The sequence below is a fragment of the Spirosoma radiotolerans genome (assembly GCF_000974425.1).
In the GTDB taxonomy this organism is placed as follows: Bacteria; Bacteroidota; Bacteroidia; order Cytophagales; family Spirosomataceae; genus Spirosoma; species Spirosoma radiotolerans.
The window spans coordinates 489,528-508,613 of record NZ_CP010429.1 but is presented as its reverse complement, the minus strand read 5'-3'; the positions used below and the strand labels follow the sequence as shown (position 1 = coordinate 508,613).

Annotated in this window: 20 protein-coding genes; 7 read left to right on the top strand and 13 right to left on the bottom strand. The window is 43.2% G+C overall.

Going from position 1 to position 19,086, the window contains the following annotated elements; all coding sequences use genetic code 11:
* The first annotated feature begins 10 nt into the window (after positions 1-10).
* The 3 genes from arsB to SD10_RS02010 all read left to right on the top strand — a co-directional run bounded on the left by arsB (position 11) and on the right by SD10_RS02010 (position 2,865).
* Positions 11-1,072, top strand: a complete 1,062-nt coding sequence (arsB, locus tag SD10_RS02020) for an ACR3 family arsenite efflux transporter (RefSeq protein ID WP_046375456.1) — start codon at positions 11-13, stop codon at positions 1,070-1,072.
* A gap of 979 nt (positions 1,073-2,051) precedes the next feature.
* Entirely contained in the window at positions 2,052-2,354 is a 303-nt protein-coding gene (locus SD10_RS02015; RefSeq protein ID WP_046375455.1) for a DUF2695 domain-containing protein, read from the top strand.
* 70 nt (positions 2,355-2,424) lie between these two features.
* On the top strand, positions 2,425-2,865 hold the full coding sequence (locus SD10_RS02010) for a hypothetical protein (RefSeq protein WP_046375454.1): 441 nt from the start codon (positions 2,425-2,427) through the stop codon (positions 2,863-2,865).
* A gap of 336 nt (positions 2,866-3,201) precedes the next feature.
* Here the strand turns inward: SD10_RS02010 and SD10_RS02005 are convergent, their stop codons facing one another.
* Positions 3,202-3,954 (bottom strand): SDR family NAD(P)-dependent oxidoreductase, encoded by a 753-nt coding sequence (locus SD10_RS02005; RefSeq protein WP_046375453.1) that lies wholly within the window; start codon positions 3,952-3,954, stop codon positions 3,202-3,204.
* 104 nt (positions 3,955-4,058) lie between these two features.
* On the opposite strand from SD10_RS02005, the gene SD10_RS02000 reads away from it, so the two are divergent.
* On the top strand, positions 4,059-4,454 hold the full coding sequence (locus SD10_RS02000; RefSeq protein WP_046375452.1) for a winged helix-turn-helix transcriptional regulator: 396 nt from the start codon (positions 4,059-4,061) through the stop codon (positions 4,452-4,454).
* Positions 4,455-4,735: 281 nt separating this feature from the next.
* Here the strand turns inward: SD10_RS02000 and SD10_RS01995 are convergent, their stop codons facing one another.
* Positions 4,736-4,984 carry an RES family NAD+ phosphorylase gene (locus tag SD10_RS01995; protein WP_227699120.1) on the bottom strand — a complete coding sequence of 83 codons (249 nt, stop codon included), beginning with the start codon at positions 4,982-4,984 and terminating at the stop codon, positions 4,736-4,738.
* 379 nt (positions 4,985-5,363) lie between these two features.
* Between SD10_RS01995 and SD10_RS01990 the strand changes: the two genes are divergently transcribed.
* Both SD10_RS01990 and SD10_RS01985 read left to right on the top strand, forming a co-directional pair.
* Complete coding sequence (locus tag SD10_RS01990; protein WP_046375451.1) at positions 5,364-5,699, top strand: PadR family transcriptional regulator; 336 nt, start codon at positions 5,364-5,366, stop codon at positions 5,697-5,699.
* Positions 5,696-8,401, top strand: a complete 2,706-nt coding sequence (locus tag SD10_RS01985) for an ABC transporter permease (RefSeq protein ID WP_227699119.1) — start codon at positions 5,696-5,698, stop codon at positions 8,399-8,401. The genes SD10_RS01990 and SD10_RS01985 overlap by 4 nt, the downstream gene beginning before the upstream one ends.
* Before the next feature lie 278 nt (positions 8,402-8,679).
* Here SD10_RS01985 and SD10_RS01980 read toward each other — a convergent pair whose 3' ends face one another.
* Positions 8,680-9,576 (bottom strand): helix-turn-helix domain-containing protein, encoded by an 897-nt coding sequence (locus tag SD10_RS01980; protein WP_046375450.1) that lies wholly within the window; start codon positions 9,574-9,576, stop codon positions 8,680-8,682.
* Between the two features lie 151 nt (positions 9,577-9,727).
* On the opposite strand from SD10_RS01980, the gene SD10_RS01975 reads away from it, so the two are divergent.
* Positions 9,728-10,741, top strand: a complete 1,014-nt coding sequence (locus SD10_RS01975; protein WP_046375449.1) for an aldo/keto reductase — start codon at positions 9,728-9,730, stop codon at positions 10,739-10,741.
* Positions 10,742-11,038: 297 nt separating this feature from the next.
* Here SD10_RS01975 and SD10_RS01970 read toward each other — a convergent pair whose 3' ends face one another.
* The 10 genes from SD10_RS01970 to SD10_RS28540 all read right to left on the bottom strand — a co-directional run bounded on the left by SD10_RS01970 (position 11,039) and on the right by SD10_RS28540 (position 18,990).
* Entirely contained in the window at positions 11,039-11,464 is a 426-nt protein-coding gene (locus tag SD10_RS01970) for a VOC family protein (protein ID WP_046375448.1), read from the bottom strand.
* A 98-nt stretch (positions 11,465-11,562) separates the two neighbouring features.
* Positions 11,563-12,330 (bottom strand): AraC family transcriptional regulator, encoded by a 768-nt coding sequence (locus SD10_RS01965; protein WP_046375447.1) that lies wholly within the window; start codon positions 12,328-12,330, stop codon positions 11,563-11,565.
* 24 nt (positions 12,331-12,354) lie between these two features.
* A complete protein-coding gene (locus tag SD10_RS01960; protein WP_227699118.1) occupies positions 12,355-13,539 on the bottom strand; it encodes a DUF1624 domain-containing protein in 1,185 nt (394 codons plus the stop codon).
* A complete protein-coding gene (locus SD10_RS01955; RefSeq protein ID WP_052731039.1) occupies positions 13,520-13,939 on the bottom strand; it encodes a VOC family protein in 420 nt (139 codons plus the stop codon). The genes SD10_RS01960 and SD10_RS01955 overlap by 20 nt, the downstream gene beginning before the upstream one ends.
* Positions 13,940-14,038: 99 nt before the next feature.
* On the bottom strand, positions 14,039-14,398 hold the full coding sequence (locus SD10_RS01950) for a nuclear transport factor 2 family protein (RefSeq protein ID WP_046375445.1): 360 nt from the start codon (positions 14,396-14,398) through the stop codon (positions 14,039-14,041).
* 199 nt (positions 14,399-14,597) lie between these two features.
* Entirely contained in the window at positions 14,598-15,431 is an 834-nt protein-coding gene (locus tag SD10_RS01945) for a hypothetical protein (protein ID WP_046375444.1), read from the bottom strand.
* A gap of 250 nt (positions 15,432-15,681) precedes the next feature.
* Complete coding sequence (locus tag SD10_RS01940; protein WP_046375443.1) at positions 15,682-16,254, bottom strand: dihydrofolate reductase family protein; 573 nt, start codon at positions 16,252-16,254, stop codon at positions 15,682-15,684.
* A 161-nt stretch (positions 16,255-16,415) separates the two neighbouring features.
* Complete coding sequence (locus SD10_RS01935) at positions 16,416-16,889, bottom strand: hypothetical protein (protein WP_046375442.1); 474 nt, start codon at positions 16,887-16,889, stop codon at positions 16,416-16,418.
* Between the two features lie 351 nt (positions 16,890-17,240).
* Positions 17,241-17,954, bottom strand: a complete 714-nt coding sequence (locus SD10_RS01930; protein WP_046375441.1) for a LytR/AlgR family response regulator transcription factor — start codon at positions 17,952-17,954, stop codon at positions 17,241-17,243.
* Positions 17,926-18,990, bottom strand: coding sequence for a sensor histidine kinase (locus tag SD10_RS28540; RefSeq protein ID WP_148562367.1), 1,065 nt, complete (start codon positions 18,988-18,990; stop codon positions 17,926-17,928). Before SD10_RS28540 ends, SD10_RS01930 begins: the two co-directional genes overlap by 29 nt.
* Positions 18,991-19,086 lie beyond the last annotated feature (96 nt).

Here is a 19,086-nt window from a genome sequence, read left to right as displayed (position 1 = left end):
TTACCGGCTTATGAATTCCCCCCGTTTATCCCTTCTCGACCGCTTTCTGACGCTGTGGATCTTCCTGGCTATGCTGATCGGTGTGAGCATCGGTTACTTTTTCCCCCAGTCGCAGACCTTAATTAATGGGTTCAATTCTGGCACCACTAATGTGCCGTTGGCCATTGGGCTGATCCTGATGATGTACCCGCCTTTGGCGAAGGTGAAGTATGAAGAACTGCCGAAGGTGTTTGCCAACACGAAAATACTGGGGCTTTCGCTGCTGCAAAACTGGATTGTTGGCCCGCTGTTGATGTTCGGCCTGGCGGTGATTTTTCTACCCGATAAGCCCGATTATATGACGGGCCTGATAATGATCGGTATTGCCCGCTGCATCGCAATGGTGATCGTCTGGAACGATCTGGCAGGCGGGGATCGGCTCTATGCGGCTGGCCTGGTGGCTTTCAACAGCATCTTTCAAGTGCTGTTTTACTCCGTCTATGCCTGGCTATTCATCACTGTATTGCCGCCCCTGTTCGGGTTGCATGGCTATGAAGTAAATATCACCATCGGCGAAGTAGCCAGAAGCGTTTTCGTCTATTTGGGCATTCCGTTTTTGGCGGGCCTTTTTTCGCGGATGATCTTCACCAGAATGTTTAGTCGGAAATGGTACGAGCAGACGTTTTTACCTGCTATCAGCCCGATAACGCTCATCGCCCTGCTCTTTACAATTGTGGTCATGTTTAGTCTGAAAGGTCAGCTCATCGTTTCTATTCCGCTCGATGTGCTGCGCATCGCCGTTCCATTGTCGATTTATTTTGTCATTATGTTCTTTTCTGCCTTCTACCTTTCCAAACGGGTGGGCGCTGATTACAGCAAATCAACGTCGTTGGCCTTCACTGCCGCAGGTAACAATTTCGAGCTGGGGATTGCGGTGGCCATCGCTGTATTCGGTATCAACTCCGGGGCTGCTTTTGCTGCGGTGATTGGCCCCTTGATCGAAGTGCCGGTGCTGATTCTGCTTGTTAATTTTGCGTTGAAGCAGCAACACCGTTTTAAGCCCCATTACAAGAAAACCCACCATGCACTATAAATCTCAGGAAAGGTTCTCAAGTGAGACGATGGGAGTTTTCCTGTCCGAAAAGGGGGTGTTTCGCGAAACGGTTAATTTGTAAGTAGTTAGCCCGACGTTTCGTACTTTGGCTACCATAAAGCGGAGTATTCAACGTAATGAACACCACTTTCAAAGACATTATTCTGACGACAATCGTTGTCGTTGTACTCATCTATGGCATTGAACATACTATCACTCTTCTACTAGGTCACCCGTTTCAGCAGCCATCATTAGCGGCTATAATTGCCGCTGGCATAGCCGCTAATGTTAGTCGACGACCAAGAGTAAAATGCTGGTTAGGTTTTCATATTGCCACTTATACAACAGAAATGAATGTCAATTTCAACTTGAGCTGATCCGCTATATTTATATTTAATAATTATTTAATTACATATATTTCTTTTTTTAGCTATATTGATATAGTTCCATATATGAGGCTTGTAAGAACTCATAAACTCATCGTATATGCGACCACTCACTTACCTTATTGCTTTGATCGTTTGGCTCTCAGGAAGTGGGTTGCTGATGACCGCCTGTCACCAAGATTCCCAGCCAGATCAGCCTGCGATTCCATCAACAGTTACTTTCAGCCGTAGCTTCAATGACGCACTGGCTAACCAGACTCTAGTTGCTTCGTATCCACTTGACAGTCTAACAGTCAGTACGACTCGGTTCCATAACGATCTTCGAATTCAACTGTCTCCGAAAAAACAACACCAAGGGGCTGATGATATCACCATTCGGTTAGATTCAACGGCGTTGTTACCCGGTCTGGTAGGTGACTATACTCTTCCGTCACTGGATACAACTAGCTATACCCAACACCCAAGTTCTCTGCTAGTTTTCTACATGTATACGACCACGTATAACTCATCTCGACAGGAGGCTCAATCGCAAAGTTTGTATAATTTTTTACCGGGTAGCTTACTTAACATAATCGAGATTACACAACAAGAAAATGGCTTCAAAAGAAGATAAGCAGAAGAGAAAGCAGCTTTTGCAGGAGTTTAAGGACAAGGAGCAAGAAGCTAAGAGTGCACAGATGCCTATTTCTAAAGCAGAGCTGAAAGATTTATTTGTCCACTTGGATTCTTCGTTACAAGAGGAAGATTGTGATGATTCGCTAACGCTAACTGAGGCTTTTTTGCTAGAAAGGCATCTGCCAGTTGATCAAACAAAGGCTTGGCTGGCTCAATACGGTGGTTACTGTGACTGTGAGGTATTAGCCAATGTTGAAGACGAATTTCCTAAGATTATCTGACCTAGATTAACATAAAGGCACTTATACAACTTCCTAGAAAGGGCTACTATAATCCATTAAACTCAATCCCATGAAAAACTATTCATTATTAGTTTACCTAAGCATTATTTTGCTTAATAGCTGCAAACACGATGAGCCTAATTTAGACGCTGGTCAAGCGGTTTCAGGGACTTTTACGGCAAAAAGTACAGAGTCTTTTGGTGAATCGAAGCTCTATCCCATCAATGGGAAAACGATTACGCTTCAAATTGAACGTGTTTCAGCAGATACCGTTCGTGTACGCGTACAAGCTCCCGCTAATGGTTTTTATTCGCCCGCTAAGGATACTACTTACGCCAAAGCCTATGTGTTAACGAAACCCCAAGGGTACTATATTAGCTTAGAGCCGCCAGTACATCCTGGTACGGCTGAAAATCAGATTACAGTTTCTTCAGGAAGTGCACTTTACACCTTTATTCCACCTAGTTATACGTTAGGGGCAGTTACAACTGTATTCACCAAAGCCAATTAGCCGATTTAAAACTAGTTTAAGAACTGACAATCTCTCGATAGGGGCCTTTCTCTAGAAAAATTGAATAATATAAAGCTAGTGTACAACTTGCTTAGGGAAAGTGCAACACGGATTCTTTTATTTAGTCTCGGATAATCCTCCTACTCGAGACAAAAAGCGGTTTATACGGCTGGCTTTAAGATAGGAAGCTGAGTGAAACAGGCTAGAATAGAGCTCAAAAAGTACGGATGACGCCTGAGCGTGTATCCGTCTGTGTAACTAGATCAGCTTAGAGATAGACTAACCTACCCTCGGCGAAGTTTATTTTGGGTACCCGTCGCTGATCAATGGATTCATTTAGCGCATTCCGCCCGAAACAGCTAAGGTTTCACCAGTGATCCAGCCCGCCTGATCCGATGCCAGGAAAGCCACTGCGGGGGCTATCTCATCCGGTTTGCCGAATCTACCCATGGGTATAGCGGCAATCATGCCCTGTTCGATAGCTGTGCCTGCTAGTCCCAGCGCCTTTGAGCCTTCGGTATCGGTTGGGCCCGGTGCCACCGTATTGACCCGGATGTAGCGGGTCACCAGTTCTCTTGATAAAGAAACGGTTAAGGCGTTCAGAGCCGCTTTCGATGACGTGTAAATACTGGTGTAGGGCCCTGGGTTCTGTCCGCCTACTGAACTGACATTGACAATGCTGCCACCTGTTTGAGGAAAATACGTCAACGACTCCTGGATCGCCAGCATGGGACCCAACACATTGACCCGATATTGTTCCAGGAAATCATCCTCTGTAACCGCTTCGATGGGGCCAAATCGGGCGATGCCAGCGTTATTCACCAGCACATCCAGCTGGCCAAACTGCTCCTTCACCTGTTTAAACAAATTAATGATATCGGTATGGCGGGCTATGTCAGCTTGAAGGGCAATGGCCTGCCCGCCTGCTTCCCGGATTGTGTTGATCACGCGGTCTGCATCGCTTGCCGCTGAGTGATAGGTGATAACTACAATGGCGCCACAGGCGGCAAGTTCCTTGGCTATGGCAGCGCCGATACCCTTTGAGCCGCCAGTAACGATGGCAACCTTCTGAGTTAAATCTATTTTCATGATCTGTATTTTTTTTGCAAAGCTAAATCAACGAGCTTTACGCCAGATATGGGTTTCCCTTTAGAAAGTAGTTTCCTGCCAGAAACCAGGTTGCGTAAAGACGGATGGAAAAGAAAGTATTTATTGATCAAAAGCCCTTGCAATGTCCCAGTCAGCTGAAGGCTATCCACGATACGATGGATATTTTGAGCGGCAAATGGAAAATCACCATCATTGGCTGCTTAAGTTTCGGTAACAAACGGTTCATGGACTTAATGCGGGAAGTAGAAGGGATTGGTTCCAAAATGCTGTCTAAGGAGCTACAGGAGTTGGAGATCAACGGGTTGATCAGTCGCACGGTGCAGCCTACCAAACCGGTGACGGTGGAGTATGCAATTACCGCTTATGGTCAGACCTTACGGCCTATCCTGTGGGAAATGGCTGATTGGGGACAACATCACAGGATAAAAGTAAAATCAAGCTTCAAAAAGGAAGTTGAGAATGGATTGGAAATGGATTGAACCCGTCTGATTTGTTCGTTGCCTCACTGAATCTGATTTGTGTACAGACTTGGTCGAACCGACTTGGTCGAAAGGATGTCTCATGTTGGGACGAAGTCGGCTAGTGCCCTGAATAGGGATGAACTTGACAGGTATGATTAGGGGAAAGCTCACTTGACAACAAGCCTATGGCGCGAACACTGCTGTACAAGTCAGCCTTATTAAGACTACGTACCTACCACACTTTATATATTCTCAAAATACGCTCCCAGTTAAGACGAAGGGAATTGCCGTTTCCTTGGCTACTTCGACCATAGGCGGGGATCCATCGATAGAGGCTTCTCGTCAATTACTTCTATAAAGCCATAGCCACTATGGGCCGGATGCAATAAGTAGTTGATGCCATCTGGCATCACTGAGGAGGGCACACCTAAGGCTAACACATCCGGCTTAGCTAGCCAGTCGGCCAGAAGATGCTGACTCCGGTTATAGGTATTCTCTTGCCAGTAAGGCAGTAGCTCAACCGCGCCCACTACCCGCTGGCTATCCATGGGTAGCGTTTAGCCTAATCTGGCAAACAAATTGAGTACACTGAAATTGTCTTTCCTAGAACGACATACGTATATCGATCTGTGCCACAAAACGGGCGATTATAGAGACAGTGAAACAACAAGAATTTAGCGAAGAAAATGCTAACTACCTTCCTGTGATGGGTTCGAGCCTTACCAGATGAGATGGGCCCTATACGCAGCTCTATTCTATGAACCGTCCAAATTTGGACAAAATACAGTCCGAAATCGGACGATAAAAGCGATGAGCAAAGCCTAAAACAAGCTTTTTAAGGATCTGAAGCCGATTGGGGCTATTGGCCTTTTATTTGCTATGCAAAAGGAAAACATAGTTTTTACCTTACCTATACATCTACGACCCATGAAAGGGACTCAACTGGGTGAGTTCGAAGAGATCATTCTGCTGACGGTCGCCCTACTCTACGATGACGCCTACGGGGTGGCTGTTTTGGAAGAATTAAGCAGCCGTTTGGAGCGGCCTATAAGCTTAGGCATGGTGCATCGGACTTTGCAACGCTTAGAAGAAAAAAAATTGCTTCATTCCCGGTTTAGTGAGCCTATTGCCGAACGGGGGGGACGAAGCAAACGGCTATTTACGATAACCCTGGCTGGTGATCATGCCTTACAGCAAGCACGACGCATCCGAAATGAATTGTGGGACGGTATTCCAAAAACTGCTTTTGATCACCTAACATGAATCGGAAAAATAGAATCCATCTGGATAATCATTCGGAGCGGTCGGTGGTCCAGCCGCCCCGCTGGGCTGAGCAGCTACTCATTCGAATTACGGCTCCTTATATCCGGGACGAAGTGCTAGGCGATCTGTATGAATTGTTTCAAAAACGAGTCCACCGGTACGGGGTTAGAACAGCCCAACTACTGTATGTGCTGGAAATGCTGTTCATGTTGCATCCCCGGCTATGGCGACGCAAACCCGAGGCCAGTTTCAAACCCCGTTATAGTAAATTCAATGACTTCTCTACAATCTCAATTTTCCACCCGGCCATGATCCGAAATTATTTAAAACTCGCTTTTCGCAACCTAGCCAAACACAAAGGATATTCAGCGATCAACATTGCTGGACTGGCTGTGGGTATGGCCGTTGCGATGCTGATTGGCATCTGGATACAGGACGAAGTATCCGCCAACAAGCACCATAAAAACTACGAAACTCTTTATGAAGTTAGACTGAACCAAACCTTCGACGGCAAACGGGGTACACAAAGTGCATTACCGTTTCCAACGGGCGAAGAACTACGATCTAAGTTCCCCGATTTTAAGGCTGTAGCAACGTATCAGCGGTCGGATGGTAATCGTTCGTTGATGGTTGGCGATCAGAAATTCATCAAAAATGGCATTTTCATCGGTGAAGATGCTATTGATATGTTCTCCCTAAACATCCTGAATGGCGATAAAAACCCATTTAAGGAGCCCTACTCGATCGTGCTGACGGACGAAACCGCCCAAGCTATTTTCGGCAATCAGGACCCGATTGGTAAGATCATCAGATTGGAAGATAAGGCCGATTTAAAAGTGACAGCTGTGGTTGCCAAACAACCAAAGAATGCTACGCTTCAATTTGAGTATTTGCTTCCCTGGCACCTGATGGAGAATATGTATGACTGGGTAAAAAAAGCAAAAATAGATTGGCGGAATAACGATTTTGGCCTTTATGTCCAGCTTAAAGACGGCGTCGACCCAGCACAAACCAACGCCAAAATAAAAGACGTAGTGTTAAACCATCAGGCCGATGATGCCAATATTAGAAACCTCGTCAAGCCCGAATTATTCCTGCATCCCATGTCAAAATGGCGGCTCTATTCGGAGTTCACCGAAGGGCAAAACACGGGTGGTTTTATTAAGTACGTTCGCTTATTTGGCATTTTCGGACTATTTATTCTGGTAATAGCCTGCATCAATTTCATGAATCTCTCCACGGCTCGATCTGAAAAACGGGCGAAAGAAGTGGGCGTTCGTAAAGCTGTCGGCTCGGGTCGTGAGCAACTCATCGGGCAGTTTTTAAGTGAATCAACGTTGATTGCTGGTCTAGCATTGGTACTGGCGCTGGTTATTGTCATGGCCTCACTGCCGTATTTCAATAGGCTGACCGAGAAGGCGATGTCCATTGAATTCGGCAATCCCGTTTACTGGGGCGTTATCCTTCTGTTTACTGCATTCACAGGTTTATTGGCAGGCAGCTATCCGGCGTTTTATTTGTCGTCGTTCAACCCCGTCCGAATTTTAAAAGGCGGAATCCATGTTGGAAAAAATGCTACGTTGCCTCGAAAAATACTGGTAGTTGTTCAGTTTACGTTTTCCGTAGTGCTGATGATTGGTACCATCATCATTTATCAACAGATTCAGCATGGCAAAAACCGACCCCTTGGTTTTACCAAACAAGGGCTCATTTCGGTCAATTCCTCGACAGATTTGCTCGAACATTTTGACGCGCTTAAGGGCGAATTACTGGCAACGGGAGCAGTGATGTCTATTTGTAAGACAAATGCCCCACCCACACAATGGTGGAGCAGCAATAGTGGCTGGAAATGGAAAGGAGCAGGTCCGGCAGATGAATCCGTCATTTTTACGACCATTGCCACGAGTTATGACTACGCCAAAACGATGGGAATTCGACTCAAAGAAGGACGCGATTTTTCGAGAGATTTTGCCACCGATTCCACCGGAGTTATTCTAAATGAAGCGGCTGTTAAGCGCATGGGATTAAAACATCCGGTTGGTGAAATCATAAAATGGGCGAACCGGAACTGGACTGTCGTCGGAGTAATTCCTAATATCGTCCTGGAATGGTCCCCGTATCGTGATGTCGCCCCAATGACGGTAATTTTTGCCGAAAACTGGGTTAATTTCATTGATTTACGACTTAATCCAGCCTTATCTCCTTCGGTTGCTATCCAAAAAATTCGACCCATTTTTGATAAATACAACCCTGCCTATCCATTCGATTACAAATTTGCGGATACGGAGTACGCCAAAAAATTCAGCTATGAAGAGTTGATTGGCAACCTGTCGGCCCTGGTCTGTATGCTGGCCATTTTTATTTCTTGCCTGGGCCTGTTTGGGCTGGCTTCGTTTATGGCCGAACAGCGGGTTAAGGAAATCGGCGTCCGGAAGGTATTAGGTGCTAGTGTGGTCAGTGTGTGGGGACTCCTCTCAAAAGACTTTGTGAGCCTCGTGCTTATTGCCTGCATCGTGGCTTCGCCCCTAGCCTGGTACGTAATGCAGGAATGGTTGGAAAGCTATACCTATAAAATCAGTATCCAGGCGGATGTCTTTGTCATCGTGTTCGTGCTGGCCTTACTCATCACCTTGCTGACGGTGAGTTATCAGGCCCTAAAAGCGGCTTTAGTCAACCCAGTAAAAAGTTTAAGAAGTGATTAGAGACGTTGAATCGTCCTGTTTAGGTAGGTTTAATTATAGGTTGGTAGTTTGGAAAGTATAGCCGAGCTTCGGGTATACTTTTTCGTGTTTTGCTGAGCAAGCCAACCAAATGGATCATCTGGACTCAATACGCTTCAATCTACTAGTTGATTAATAAATTGAAACGTATTGATCGAAACGGCTATTCGATAATCTATTCGTATAAAACCCTCCCGCTTGAGACGGATAAAAGTTCACATGACGTCTTACCTAACAGGGCGTACGTTGCTATTGAATTGTTAGTTTATTATCCGGTAATCATTCGGCGTAACACCTGTTTTTTGTTTAAACAAACGGGTAAAATGCTGTGGGTATTTAAACCCTAATTCATAGGCAATTTCGCTCACCGATTTATTCCGGTCAAACACGCGCTCTTTGGCCATATCGATCACTTTGAATTGAATGTATTCCTGGGCCGATCGGCCGGTTTCTTTCTTCACCAGGTCACCAAAATAGTTGGGGGATAAATGCAGGGCTTCGGCACAATAAGCAACCGAAGGCAGGCCTTCGTTCTGCGGTTTATCGGAGGAAAAATAGCCTGTCAATAAGGACTCAAACCGTTCCAGGATTCCTTGGTTGGCATGGTCGCGGGTAATGAACTGGCGGTCGTAAAAACGGATGCAGTAATTGAGCAGCAACTCGATGTTGGCCGCAATCAGTCCTTTGCTGTGCTTGTCTATGTTTTGATCGAGTTCATACTCGATTTTTGAGAAGCAGTCAATCACGATACGCTTCTCTTTTTCCGACAGATGAAGCGCTTCATGAACAGCATATGAAAAGAACGAATATGCCTGCATGTGTTTGCCCAACGGAGTGCCAGCTATCAGGTCGGGATGAAAGAGCAAGGCCCAGCCTTTGGGGGCCAATAGGTCAACGCCGGGTTGCACACCTACCACCTGTCCAGGCGATATGAATATCAGACTTCCTTCCTGGTAGTCATAGTGCTTTCTTCCATAGCGCAATGGGCCATGGTTCAGTTCTTTCAGACCCACCGCATACAACCCAAAGTTGAATGACCCCGAGGGCATCGGTTGCGCTTTCGAGAGGTCAATCACCGTAACCAGCGGATGTTTGGTCGGTACGCCCCGCATGGTATTGTACTGGGCAATGCTGCCAATTTTGATAATCTCCTCCATACCTTATTGGTTTATCACTACAAACTTACCCGTTCCGGCAATCTCTTCTGATACCAGCCCGCCCAATCAGTAATAGTGGTAGGAAACCCCGTAATCTGTATACAAAACGGTTCTCGCTTCCCCCTCACTTTTGCTACATAAAACAGACAACATGAAAACACGACAATTAGGAACCTCAGGATTAGCCGTGTCCGAACTTGGCTTCGGCTGCATGGGATTAAGCCATGGGTACGGTCCGGCAACTAACGAAACCGATGCCATTGCACTCATTCAAAAAGCGTTTGAATCGGGCATTACGTTCTTTGATACCGCAGAAGTGTATGGGCAAGGCGCTAATGAACAGCTGGTAGGAAAAGCATTGCATGATGTACGGGATAAAGTAATCATCGCTACCAAGTTTGGCTTTAACAACGGCCGGAATACAGACGGGTTGAATAGTCGCCCGGAACGCATCCGGCAGGTGGCGGAAAACTCACTCCGGTATCTGCAAACCGATTATATCGACTTGTTTTATCAACACCGCGTGGACCCTAATGTGCCTATTGAAGACGTTGCCGGAACGGTAAACGAATTGATTGCCGAAGGCAAAGTAAAACACTTTGGTATGAGTGAAGCCGGCGTGCAAAGTATACGCCGAGCGCACGCGGTACAACCCGTGGCCGCTTTGCAAAGCGAATACTCCATGTTTTGGCGCGAACCGGAAAAGGAAATTATTCCCTTGCTGGAGGAATTGGGCATTGGCTTCGTTCCGTTTAGCCCATTAGGCAAAGGGTTTTTAACGGGTAAGATGACTGCGGCCACTGAATTTGACAAGACCGATTGGCGCAATGTCATGCCTCGTTTTAGCAAGGAAAACCGTGAAGCAAATCAAATCATTGTTGACCTTGTGGTCAAGATTGCCGGAGAACATAACGCAACCGGAATGCTCCGGCGGGAAACCGCGACCACACCCGCGCAGATCGCCTTAGCCTGGCTGCTGGCTCAGAAGCCCTGGATTGTACCCATTCCGGGAACCACAAAAATGACTCGCTTAGCCGAAAATATAGGTGGTGCAGACATTACCTTAAGCGATGATGATCTGGCCACCATCAACCAGGCTTTAGACAACATCAGCCTTCAGGGAGAACGCTATCCAGCAATCTTGGCAGATCTACAAGGCAGGTAAGCATAGCCTTCTCCCAATAATATCATGGCACAAACCTAGAGGCATACGCTATATCCGTTATCTAGAAGCTATTATGGGTGAAGGAAAGGATTAAACTAAACACGCATTTGAGTTGAACATACTTATTAACGTAAAAACGCGAAGTGAATTCCTCGCGTTTTTACGTTATTCTATGATTTGAAAAATGATATTGTGTTGCTTGAACAAAATTTCCGCCACACCGAAATGAATAGATATAGCCATTTAAGTTAAAGAAGCCTCTATCGGTACAGCGAGTCACTTATACATCGCTTTCAGTTAGGCATTCTCCAATGCGTGAATGTCAAACTTATTCATTTTCATATACGCCTGTACGACGCCTTGTGCTCTATCCGGGTTACTCAATAGTTTAGCCAATATGGTAGGAATTACCTGCCATGAAACACCAAACTTATCCTTTAACCAGCCACAACGGCCTTCTTTACCCCCGTCCGAGATTAATTGTTCCCAGTAGTAGTCAATTTCCTGCTGGGTTTCACAATCAATTACAAACGAAACCGCTTCATTAAATTTGAATTCCGGCCCCCCATTAAGCCCCATAAATTTCTGACCGTTTAATTCAAAAGATACGGCGACTGAATTGTCAGTGGTGATTTTTGAGTTCTTGAAAATTGAACAATAGAACTGTGCTGCTGCCTGCGCTTGTCCGTCAAACCATAAGCAGGGATAAATGGAATTTGTCATGTTAGTCGATTGTAGTTAATCCTGAATAACTCATTACGACACAAAGCTAGAAAGGGGGCATATCCTAAAATAGAATGAAACCGACAACGTATTGTCATTCAGGGCCTGCCAAAATTTAGATAATCGGTTGGTCTGATACCTGTGAACTCTTTAAATGAACGTATAAAGTGACTTTGATCAGCATACTCGTGCTTAAAGGCGATGTCGGCTAAATTGTCAAACTTTCTTTGTTGTAATTGTTGAAAGGCGGAGTTGAATTGACAAATTCGACGGTATTGATTTGGCGAGATACCGATATGGTTCTCAAACATTCGCTGAAAGGTTCTTTCAGTCAGACCGAGTTTATTCTGTACCGTTTGCAATACAGCCGGATTAGTGTTTTTCAGGATAGAAGCTGTGGCAAATTCTATTAAACGCAAATCCATCTTTGCCTGAACCACTAAACTATAAATGTAATGGTCAATCAATATTAACATTGCCCGCGTTGACGGAGCGTGCAGTAACTGTTCCATTAAGGTAGCTACTTTTGATGATTCCAATAAGTCTAGCGCTATTGGATGATCGGTTAGTTCTTGGGCAGCAACACCAAACAATGGCCCTAATACGAAGGGCTTAAAAAAATAGGCAATCAGCGTAAAATCGTTCTGCAAACTCAATGTTTCAGGACGTACTGTTTGGCCAAATAAAGTTAAATGAGTTGAATATCCTTTAATTTGCCCCTTGGCGGTCTGAAAAACTAAAGTTGGTGTGCCGTTTGCATAAAGGGGCAGTTTAAAAGGGGTTACTACCCGAACATTTTCTATAACCAGTATTCGCTGGACAAACTCAGTAAGGTGAGCCGGGGGTAAGGGAAATGTAACGTTCATGGTATAAACCGGAGGAATTAAAGATTACAAGTAACTCAGCCACCAGAATTTATGAACGGCTTTATAGTGACCAAACCATTTGCAGGGTTTATACAAAAGGGCCAGAATACCCAGCCATACTAAATAAACGGCTCCAAGCGAAATACCACTCTTAACTTCTTTCAGCCGACCGAACGATCCAACCGCAAAATTCAAATCAGACCAATGAAAGCCCTGCATAAATAATATTGCCAGTAGTAGCGTGTGAATGAGGTAGAAATGAATGACGAAATAAAACAGAGGAACCCGCCCATATGTACTGATGATATCGGTCAATTGATTGCGCTTCTGGGCTAAGCCCCCCAATAGGAGAAACATACTGCCTAAGGTAATCAGACAAAACAAGAGTGAGGGCGGGTATTTGGTGATGTTTATAAACGACAGGAACGTGTAGATGCCTGTTGGCTGAGCCGACCAGGGCGCAGGATCACCATAAGCGTTGAGCCACCGCAGCCCGATAAAAAGCATCACACAAACAGCTCCAATAGTCAGAAAAAGGTGATTACGTCTTTCTTCAGGTAAAGTAAAAAATTTACCTCCGGCAAACCCCACAAGTAGAATTCCAAGCCACGGAATGGGTGGGTAGGCCATCACAAAAACCCGGCTTGTCCCAATGGGAGTGACTGTCAGGGTGAAGAGTGGCGACAGGATCGCTTTTATAGAAGAGTCTTTTTCAAAAGCTAATAGAGGAAACAGGTCGTGTAACAAAAGGATACTAAGACCAATGGCCCCAATTGTTTCGGGCGATAGCCTGAGCAGGAGCGAAAGCACAATAAAGCTAATCCCAATCGTTGCGATTACCTCAAAAAGGATGGTATGAAACCCTGAATCGAAAAATAAGCCAAAATTAACGAGGGTAAATTCTAAGAGAATAAGCCAGATACCCCGCTTAACCAAGAACTGCCTGCTTTTTCTTATATTGTTTCGCTTCTCAACGACGATAAAAGCAGATGTACCGGCTAAAAAAACAAAAATGGGTGCACACAGATAGGTAATCCAGCGGGTAAAAAACAACAGCGGAGTGGTTGTCGCTAAATCGGTTGGACTTTGAGCAATCGAATCCACATGCATTAGGTCACGTACATGATCCAGCGCCATAATGATCATGACGATTCCCCGAACAAAATCGATACTATAAATTCGCTTCAACTTAGTGCTTGCCTGTCTCATTAAGTATCATCCAGGAGGTCCCGAATTTATCACGAAGCATGCCAAAGCGAGTTGCGAAAAAAGTCTGTTCCATTTGCATAAAAACCTGACCATCGATAGAAAGCAGATTAAAGGTCTGTTCTGCTTTTTCAGGCGTATCAACTCTTATGGTTAGATAGGCACTGCGCATGGGTTCGGCATTTGGAATATCGGCGCCCATAAGTGTTATACCGCCTATCTCAATTCGGGCATGAAGAATGGGATTCTTCCAATCCGTTGGAAAATTGGAAGTTAATTGTTCATGAGCAGTCATCATGGTTATCTTACCCCCAAGATGCTGCTCGTAAAACCGGAATGCTTCTTCGCAATGACCAGCATAATTAATATAAATATCTACTTTCATTAAATTATCTGTCGGCATAAATTATATTTCATTTTGCTTGTGTACTAGTTGAATGTTTCATGTGATGGTAAACCATAAATTATAACCATAGAAATTTGAGCCTTTTGTATAGGCTAATTATTCTGCATAAATGGCAATTGATTTATGCACTTTCATGTCGCTATTGAAACACATTAATTCAATAGATTTCTTGTTGGAAGAGGCATTAAACAGATGAATACCTAAGCTATTTACGCCAACCAGGACATCTAACAGTTCAAATCGCAGATGAGGATTTTTTTTCAAACCGATAGCCCAATACTTGCTGACCTCACTTTTACCGACAACCGTTCCACCACTTTGTGGGTAAAGAAGCAGCGCCATTGGTGTTTCGATGATGAAATCTTCGGAGTAGAATGATAGGGTTTTCTCCAGGTCATGCGCATTCCAAGATTCCACCCAGCGCTGAGCAAAAGCAGTCGCAAATTCTTTAGTCATACTCGTGGGTTTATTCAGATTCATTCATACTGGGTCACACTAATAGAATATGATGCAACACCTGCCCGGTATAGAGACTAATCAGCCATAATTGCAGCCTACAGACCATTGATCCTACTTATCACATCTCTGTATGGACTGTTCCGGTTTGCAGCAGGTGCAAACATTTGAATCCCAGTATTTTCCCATTTTAAATTTTTCAAACCATAGCCTTTTCTGACATTAGGTGGCTCTTCTGTTTTTTGGATTGGGAGAGTACCAATGCGGTCCCACAAAATAATAATGCATCAAACGCACTGACGACTGCGTTACCTCTACCGGCATATGGATTGGCGATAGCATTGGGTATATGCAACATTATAAACCATAAAAACAGCATGGTTGCCAGCAGTAAGGAAACTGGTTTAAGCCAAATCTGCAATAAAATGGCAGCTCCGGCTCCGATAAGGGCGGCCCCACCGAAATAGCTCCAAAATGTTAGGGGGCCAAACCATTTAGGCACCATCGCTGAGATGTCGTAGACAAAATGATTACATCCGAATAAGATGATTGTGGTACAATAAAATAGTCGGCCAAGCGGGATAAGTTTCTCCAATGGAGCATTAACATCATTGGAAGAAGTAAAGGAAAAATCTTCATTTGTCCAGGAACCAGCCATGATAAATGCTCCCCCCGAAAACGCTAGTCCTTTGAGTGCATCGCCCCACGAACCCAAATGACTAAGCTTATGTGGATATACGAAAAGTAAGTAAGGAAGGTGACTAACCAGGAGAAGGACAAGAAAATAAAAGCCTAAATACAGAAATATCTTTTTCCTGATCACAGCCCTGACTTTTAACAAGCCCGTGGTGAGAAAGCCGGCCCCAATCATGAAGATTCCTGAAAGAATAGCGAAGACACTCCACTCATGTACCCAGGCAGGAAAACCAGGCAATATCTGCGGCCGAAAATCTTTTATGATAATCTGTTGTATTCCGTAAGCAATGATGCCAAGGCTGTAAAACAACCGCCCAACGGACCGAATGTCGCTCATACTCAAACTAGTTTTATTCCTTTTGCATAAAGTTCAATAAAATAGTAAAGCAGAGATACGAAAATCAACGGACGACAGGTATAGACAAACAGACAACCGTTTATTCCCTTACCCAGCTGAATTAATAGGCTGATTTGGCATTAGTAGAGTCGTTTAAATGGAACAATGGTGATTGAATGATGGTGGTTATAAAGCAAGGTTGGGCTTGATGAAACGATAGTAGCCTTGGCCTTTAATTAGCGGTTCATTGTTATTCTCTATCCACTGAATAATTCAGTTCAGTTACCCCGCAGGCAAATTGCCGACTAGTCAATAGGTGCAGTTTTGTTTTGTCCCCAACACCTGCAAAAAGTGGCACGCCTTGTCCAAGAATAATCGGATTAATCAATAAACAGTAGCCGTCAATTAATTGCTGTTGCATAAGTGAATGGGTCGCTGATGGGCTACCGAAAAGCAGTATTTCATGACCAGCCTGTTGCTTTATTTCATTTATGTTGTCTACCAGATTATCACTAATAATTGTTGTATTCGTCAAACCCGCGTCTTTCATTGTTTTTGATAAAACAACTTTATGAACGTTTTTATACCACCTTGAATGGTCAATGTCATGCTTGGACGCGGTGGGATTTTCGCCTGCGGTAGGCCAATAGTTTTCCATCATTTGATAAGTTACTCGGCCGTATAATGCAGTATTGCTTTTCTGTATCCGCTTGTCGATATGATCAAAAATTTCCTCATTAACGTTAATCCAGTTCATTTCGCCGTTCGGTCCTGCAACAAAACCGTCAAGGGAGATGTGCATCAATGAAATTATCTTTCTCATTTGGTTGTAATTTTTATTGTTGTTTATGGTTTAAAAAAGTCATTTTACAGTGACCCAGGAGTTTTATGATTCAGTACATCCACGTACTCTTTAGTTTTAATTTCATATTTTGCAGTTGTGAGCATGAACACATACTTTTCTGGAAATTTCATTTTGCTAGCTTATAATATAGTTATCTGACGAACCGGAATCGTTGGTTTAGAGGTAGCTATTTTAACTTGCCGTGACTCCATCTCAAGCCCATTGGAAACTTTGAGCACATAATCACCATCATCCAACTCGGTTAGATTTAAATTAAACCGCACCACTGTGTCTTGGGGCAAAAGGGTTAGTTGATAGTGCGCATCACCTACTGAATTTACAAATTGGATAGTCACCTTGCCGCCCATTTGCTTATCTACACTCACTCTGAGCTTAGTACCATTAGCCATTAAATACGCAGATACTTGGAAATGAGCTAATTCAGTATTCCGATTATTGCTGACTCTTTGTAATGTATGAGTTGATACGGCTGTACAACTAAGCATCGAAGCGATAATTAGAAGCAATGTTACCTGGCTTAAACAATTTACGAATTTTACTAATTGGGTTGAATCAATATAATATTGTTGACTTTTATGAAGAGACTTTTCCATCACTGATTTTCATATTTAGATGAGCAATAAAAATCAGTAATAAATCAGAATTAATTAACTGAATTCAATAAACGACTGTTTGAAACGGACAGACAGCCAATAGTTAAACAACGGTGTTTTTAAGTATTTACTGGTGATAATAAGTCAAAATTATACCTTTTGTAAGTTTGATGCGGTCTTATAAACAAGTACTGGCAATCCTCTTATATAGACGCCTGGAGTTGGAATTAGCCATAGCTAAGGAAAGTAAATAAGGTCCACCGATGCAGTTAAATTACTTTATCGTTGACACTGTCAATATGAATTGAAACGTATCAAGCTAGGTTTGTAAGCTCAACCCTAATCCTGCTTTTAATTAAAACTTTCCAGATGAGAATAGACCAGGTCTTTATAACTTCTGCCAATTGGAATAAGCTTACCTTTAATTTCAACGTCCGTCGCCGAAAAGGCATCGATTTTATCCATGGCAACTATAAAGGAACGGTGAATTCGGAGCATATTTCTGTTTAGAAGGTATTCTTCTATCAGATTTAATGAAAGCTTCGTCAGTATTGACCTATCTTTGGTTACAATTTTGATATATTCCCTTAAGCTTTCAATATAAAGAATCTCTTCAATAACTATTTTTTCTTTTTTCTTACCCACATTAAAAAAAAGATAATCTCTTTCAGCGGTTAATAACTTATTATTCTTTACTCTTGAGTCACTTATTTGTTGACAAGCCTTGTTTGCAGCAACAACAAATCGCTTAAATTCAATTGGTTTAAGTAAATAGTCTACTACATTCAATTCGTAACCTTGTAGCGCATATTCCTGATAAGCCGAAGTGATGATTATTTTGGGAGGGAAGTCAATCGCTCTGATAAAATCTAATCCTTTCAACTTGGGTAAATGAATGTCGAGAAAAATAATATCAACAGGAGTATTTTTTAATATATCTATAGCCTGAATCGCGTCGGAGCAGATATTAGCCAAGTGTAAAGAAGGCATTTGGCTAATGTATTCTTCTAAAATTTCGGCAGCTAAAGGTTCATCCTCAATGATGAGACAGGCTATTTTTTGCATAACTCTTGAGATTAATTGTCAGTAATACGCTGTAAACGGATGGTTCATTCACTACGCGCATATCGTATTCGGTATAGAGCAGTTCTAACTGCCTCTCAACATTCCGCAACCCAATGTTAGCCCCTTCCCGGCATTTATCTTCTTTGGAATTGCTGACACTGAATGTAAGGATATCTTCCTGGAGTTTTATATCTACATGGATAAACGAGGCAAACTGGCTTTCGCTGGCACCGTGTTTGAACGCATTTTCAATAAAAGGTAATAGTAGTAATGGTGAAATTGACGATGGACCACCTCTTAAATCTTTTGAAAATCGAATAGTTAAGCGTCCATCATAGCGAATTTTTTCGAGATCAATGTAATCTTCCAGCATCTGAATTTCATCTCCAATCGTTATTAGTGGTTTTGCCGTTTCAAAAAGCATAAACCGTAAAATTTTTGACAACTTCATAACGGCATCAGCCGTATCATCTGACTTTTTTCTTGCTAACGCATAAATGTTATTCAAGGTATTGAATAAAAAATGGGGATTGGTTTGATTGCGAAGATATTTTAATTCTACCTCTAATTTTTCTCGTATTAACTGTTGCTCTATCTGAGCTCGTTTTAGTTGTTGCCTGATTTGCTTCAATGCAATCGCAGCGCCTGAAACAAATCCAATATCCATAAGTGCAACTGGAAATGCCAGAGGATAAAAAAAAGCAGAAGTGGGGCTAACCAAGCCGTACACGATTGGATTCACTACATAACTAACCAATCCCCGGTAACATAATATGGCAATGATCAACGCCAGAATAGTATATAGGATACCTTTAGTCTGAAACTCCTTATCTACTAATTTATCTAGTGTTACATACAACATAAAGTAAGTAAAAAACATCTTGGGTAACAGCAATACTAAACAGTTAGTAAACGACAAAAACAGATTGATCGAAGTCGATTGCTGAGTACGAGTAGTATTTAAAAGAAATACCAGCAGAACGTCCTGAAATAAATAGACTAACCAGAAAGCAGAATGAAACAGAATTCTTTTCATACTCTGTAAATTTCTGAAAAAAGCGTCTTCAATCCGCAAAAATCTACGGGTAGCGCTTTCCTACGTACAAACAACCGTCTTAGGCATAGTTAACGA